3 protein-coding genes and 1 pseudogene are annotated in these 4909 nt (G+C 65.8%); 3 read left to right on the top strand and 1 reads right to left on the bottom strand.

Going from position 1 to position 4909, the window contains the following annotated elements; genetic code table 11:
- Positions 1-2078: hypothetical protein (locus RT662_RS07735; RefSeq protein WP_313670134.1), on the bottom strand; the 2078-nt coding region annotated here is incomplete at its 3' end.
- A 203-nt stretch (positions 2079-2281) separates the two neighbouring features.
- On the opposite strand from RT662_RS07735, the gene RT662_RS07730 reads away from it, so the two are divergent.
- The 3 genes and pseudogenes from RT662_RS07730 to RT662_RS07720 all read left to right on the top strand — a co-directional run.
- Positions 2282-3646: a glutamine synthetase family protein gene (locus RT662_RS07730; protein ID WP_313670133.1), complete on the top strand. Its 1365-nt coding sequence runs from the start codon at positions 2282-2284 to the stop codon at positions 3644-3646.
- Complete coding sequence (locus tag RT662_RS07725; RefSeq protein WP_313670132.1) at positions 3639-4703, top strand: spermidine/putrescine ABC transporter substrate-binding protein; 1065 nt, start codon at positions 3639-3641, stop codon at positions 4701-4703. Before RT662_RS07730 ends, RT662_RS07725 begins: the two co-directional genes overlap by 8 nt.
- Positions 4703-4909 (top strand): annotated as a pseudogene (locus tag RT662_RS07720) (ABC transporter permease); the annotation flags it as partial. The gene RT662_RS07725 and the pseudogene RT662_RS07720, both read left to right, overlap by 1 nt.

Below are 4909 nucleotides of genomic sequence, written 5' to 3'. Positions count from 1 at the left end.
GTGCGCGGCAGCGGCGCATCGGGATCATCGGGATCACGCGCCACCTCGCGGCCGTTCATCAGCAGCTTGAGGCCATAAAGGCCGGAGCGGCGACGGGTTTTCGGGTTCACGGCCTCGTCGATCTCAAGGTTCACCCAGGCGTCGCCGGGCTCCTTGGGGTCCATTTCGACGCCGGTGATCGTCACCACCGGTTGCAGCCGGTTCAGCCCGGCGATTGATGGCAGCGGTTTCAGCACCTCGGCGCAGTTGTTGGCGGTGGTGCAGTCCACCAGCTTGCGGTGCAGGCGCGGCGTGAAATAATCGCGCATGAACGTTTGGGGGCTGAGGCTCTGGAACGGTTCATCCGGCACGAACCAGCGGAAACTGGCATCGTCGGCGTCCATGTTGGTGTCATAGCGGCCCTCCGGCGTGGCGGTGACATAATCGCCCTCGGGCAGCAGTGCGGTGGTGAGCAGCGTCTGGCCGGTTTGCGCCTGCCAGAGCGTCAGGTCCCCGCCAAGGGAAACCGCCCAGCGGATCGGCCGGTTGCCCAATGTGCCGCCCGCCAGCGCCCCCGTGAATTCGACCAGTGGCCGGGCAGTGCCGCTGGCCAGATCGATGCTGAAAATCCGGTCGTCCAGCGGCCCCATCACCTGCAGTTCGCCGCGCCGTTCCACCAGGCTGGTGGGGGCGGTGACGCCCACCTCGAACACGCGGGTGGCCGGCGTGCCATCGGGCTTGTCAGGGGCGGCCGGGGTCCATTCGAGCACCGCGCCGCCGCCCGCCATCCACAATATCTTCCCGTCATTCGAAAATTCCGCCGTCATGAAGACAGCGTCCTTGTCGTCGTAGGTGATCGCGTACTGCGGCGCGCCGGTGGCGGGATCGACAACAACGATCTCGTGCGTGCCATCGGCCAGCCTGGTCACCACCGCCAGCTGCCCACCGCGCCGGCTGGCGGCAATCAGCCTGATGTGGGCGCCCTTGGGCATTTCATGGCCGGCCAGCTTCACCCAGCGGCCGCCTTCCAGCCGCTGCAGCGCGCGATCGTCGGGCACCCTGGAACGGCAGTTGGCGAGGCCGGCACCGATCAATGTTCCATCGGCCAGGCTGGTGACGAAACAGCGCGCCGGGTGCCGGCCCAGCGTCGCACCGCTGCTGACGTCAACCTTCAGCACATCAGACGGCACGCCTGCCGCCGCATCGTCCAGCGGATCATCACTGTCGTCGAACGGCAGCGCCAGCAGTTCCCGCGGGTTCAGCCAGTGCAGGCGATCATAGCTGCCGGGCAGCGTGATCTGGTCGCCAAGGTCGCCGTCGGCCAGATCGAGCAGATCGATGTTGATGATCGGTTTGCCCTTGTCGTCCTCGTCGGGATGCAGCAGCGCCACGGTCTGGCCGTCTGGCGACAGGGCGGCATGATCGAGATTCTGGAAATCGTCGCTGGTCTCCAGTTCGCGTGTCTTGCCGTCGCGGCCGCGCACGCCAATGCCGGAACCGGCGCGCACGATCTGCAACGCACCGTCAGGGGAGGCGGGCAGCCGCGGCAGCAGGCCATTGGCGTCGGCCTCGCTCATGTCGGTGCCGCCTTCGTAAATGGCTTCCAGCGCCCCCATCCAGCGCTGCGTCCAGGTGCCGAAATCCATATCGGCGGGCAGCGGCGGCAATCGTGGCGGCGTGGGCGCCACGGTGGCCCGCCGCGTCACCACATCAACGAAATAGGTGCGGCCGCCCTGCATGTTGGGCGCGCTGCTGTCCAGGATCTCGGCATCAAGGCGCAGTGTGCGGCCATCGGGCAGCAGCGTCATCGCGCGCATCTTCATCACGTCGGCTTCGTTGCGCACCTGCAGGGGCAGCATCACGCGATCGATGATGTTGCCGGTGGCGACATCCCACACCAGCAATTCGCGGGTGAAGCCGAAGGCGGTGAAGATCGTGCGGCCATCGGCCGACCAGGCAGCGGTTTCGATGCCGCCGCGCACCGCCTGCACGATCACACGCGGCGTGATGTGGGCAGCCGGGCGCGGGGTTTGCGCCTGGCCAGAGGCCGCCAAACCGAAAATCAGCGCAGCCAACCCCAGCAGGTGGCGCAGCCGCATGGCCATTCTCCCCCGAAAACAGCCTGATTCTTGCGCGCCGCCACCGGCCAAGTCAATCAATGCCGTTAATGAAAGGTAATTTTCGGTAATTGCTGACGATCAAGCCGTGGCGCGCATGGGCCAAATGACCACCGCCGGGGGGTTGCTGGCAGGCCTGCGCTTTGCGAGTGTAGCGGACCAAGGCGAGGCTGGCAGGAGTGGACATGACGATCGCAGTGGCGCCGCCGGCCGAGGCGCAGGACTTTCTGGCGGCCCATCCCGATACCGCGTTTGTCGATATCATCTTCACCGGCCTGTCGGGCACCGCGCGCGGCAAGCGCATCCGGGTGCATGAACTGGCGGCGCTCTATGGCGCCGGGCGGCCGCTACCTGTGTCGATCTTGGTCGCCGATGTGACGGGTCAGGATTGTTTCGATACAGGGCTGGTGTGGGAAAATGGCGACAGCGATCGCTTTGCCCGGCCGGCGCCCGGCACATTGGTGCCCACCGGGCCGGGGCGGGCCGCGGTCATCACCTCGTTGTTCGAAGCGGATGGCAGCGTTTGCGAGATTGATTGCCGGGCGGCGTTGGCCCGCGTGGTGGCGCGTTGCCAAGCTGATGGCCTTACCCCGGTGGTGGCGTGTGAGCTGGAATTCTACCTGGTCGATCGCAACCGGGCCGACGGCCAGCCGCCGCAGCCAGCGCGGATGGGCGGAGCGCGGCCGGCCACGCACGGCACTTATGGCCTGGAAGAACTGGACGATGCCGGGCCGTTCCTGGCCGATTTGTGGGCGGCGGCCGATGCAGCGGGTCTGCCCTTGGAGACCGCCATTTCCGAATATGCGCCGGGGCAGATGGAATTGACCCTGAAATATCGCGCCGATCCGCTGCGCGTGGCGGATGATGTGGTGCTCTACAAGCGGCTGGTGAAGCAGGTGGCCCGCCGCCACGACATGCTGGCGACCTTCATGGCCAAGCCGTTTGCCGATGCGGCCGGCAATGGCCTGCACCTGCATGTGTCCATCAACGATGCGGCTGGCGCCAACATCTTCGCCAGCCCGCACGGCAGCCCCAATGCGCCGCTGCTGCATGCCATCGGCGGGCTGAAGGCGGCGCTGGCGGAAAGCTTTGCGATCTTTGCCCCCAATGCCAACAGCTATCGCCGGTTCAAGGCGGGCAGTTTTGCCCCCGTGGCAGCGAGCTGGGGCATGGACAATCGCACCACCAGCTTCCGCATCACCGCCGGCCCCGATGAAAGCCGCCATATCGAACATCGCATCGCCGGGGCCGATGCCAATCCCTATCTGGCGCTCGCCGCATTGCTTGCCGGCGTGCATCACGGCCTTGCCAACCGCATCGATCCCGGCCCGCCAGTGATCGGCGATGGCTATGCGGCGGCCGAGGCGCAGCCGGCGCTGCCGGGCGACTGGTTTGCCGCCGTGCGCGCGCTGGAAGCCGGGCGCATCCTGCCCGAATATCTGGGTGCTGCCACGCTTGCCATGTTCGCCAGCGTCAAGCGCACCGAGCAGGAGCGGTACATGGCGGTGGTGCCGGCGCTGGATTACGATTGGGTGCTGGCGAATGCCTGATCTGAGCCGCCGCAGCTTTGGTGGGCTGGCGGCGGCGCTGGTGCTGGATGGCTGCTCGCGTGCCTTCCCCAAGGGGGCCAATGGCGAGGAGCAGCGTCTGAACTTCTACAATTGGGATACCTATATCGGCGAGACGACGCTGACCGACTTTAGACAAGCCACCGGCGTCGACGTGCGCATGAGCCATTATGCCAACAACGACGAACTGTTTGCCCGGCTGCGGGCCGGCAATCCCGGCTTCGATGTGATCGTGCCCTCCAACGAATTCGTCACACGGTTGCAGATTTCCGGGATGCTCAGCCCGCTCGATCACGCGCGCATTCCGAACCGGGCCAATCTGGCGCCGGAGTTCGTGGATGTGCCTTATGATCCCGGCCGGCGCTGGTCGATGCCCTACACCTGGCTGGCGCTGGGCATCGGCTATCGCAAGTCCCGCGTTGATGGCGTGCCTGATAGCTGGAAATGGGTGCTCGATTCAGACCGTTATTCCGGCCGCATCGGCCTGCTGGCGGAAGGCGATGATCTGATCCGGCTGGGGGCGAAATATCTCGGCCATTCGGTCAACGCCGTGACGCCGGCGGTCATGGAGCAGGTGACGCAGATGCTCATCCGCCAGAAGCGCCACGTGAAATTGTTCCACCATGATGAGGGCCAGGATCTGCTGGCCAGCGGCGAGATTGACCTGGTGGTGGAATATAATGGCGACATCGCGCAGGTGATGGCCGACGATGATGATCTGGCGTTCGTGATCCCGCGCGAAGGCACGTTGATCAACAGCGATTGCCTGTGCGTGCCCACCGGCGCGCCGCGGCCGGACAATGCCCATCGCTTCATCAATTATCTGCTGGATGCCAAGGTAGGCGCCGATATCGCCAACACGATCCGTTTCCCCACGCCCAACGCCGCGGCGCTGGCGCTGATGCCGGAGGAATATCGCACCAACCAGGTGATCTTCCCCACCGGCCCAGCCATGGCGAAGAGCGGCTATGGCCGCTTTCAGGGCATCGGCCACATCCGCGCCGTGGAAGAGGCGATCACACGGGTGATGGCGGCATGATGCTGCAACGGCCTTCCCAGGCGCCTGGCGTGTTTGCGGCGGTGGGGCTGCCGCCGGTGGTGTGGTTGTTTGCGCTGTTCCTGGCGCCGCTGGCGGTGATCTGGGCCTATAGCTTCGGTGAAAACCGCACGCTGGTGGATATCGCCATCACCGGCAGTTGGGGCAATTACGCCCGCGCGCTGAAGCCGCTCTATCTGGCGATCCTG

The organism is Sandarakinorhabdus sp. (assembly GCF_032115815.1).
GTDB lineage: Bacteria > Pseudomonadota > Alphaproteobacteria > Sphingomonadales > Sphingomonadaceae > Sandarakinorhabdus.
Note: the sequence above shows the minus strand (reverse complement) of the source record. Positions and strands in the feature narration are given on the sequence as shown.

Coding starts and splice junctions, on each gene's coding strand:
- RT662_RS07730 (WP_313670133.1), top strand. CDS start 2,282: ATGACGATCGCAGTGGCGCCGCCGGCCGAGGCGCAGGACTTTCTGGCG.
- RT662_RS07725 (WP_313670132.1), top strand. CDS start 3,639: ATGCCTGATCTGAGCCGCCGCAGCTTTGGTGGGCTGGCGGCGGCGCTG.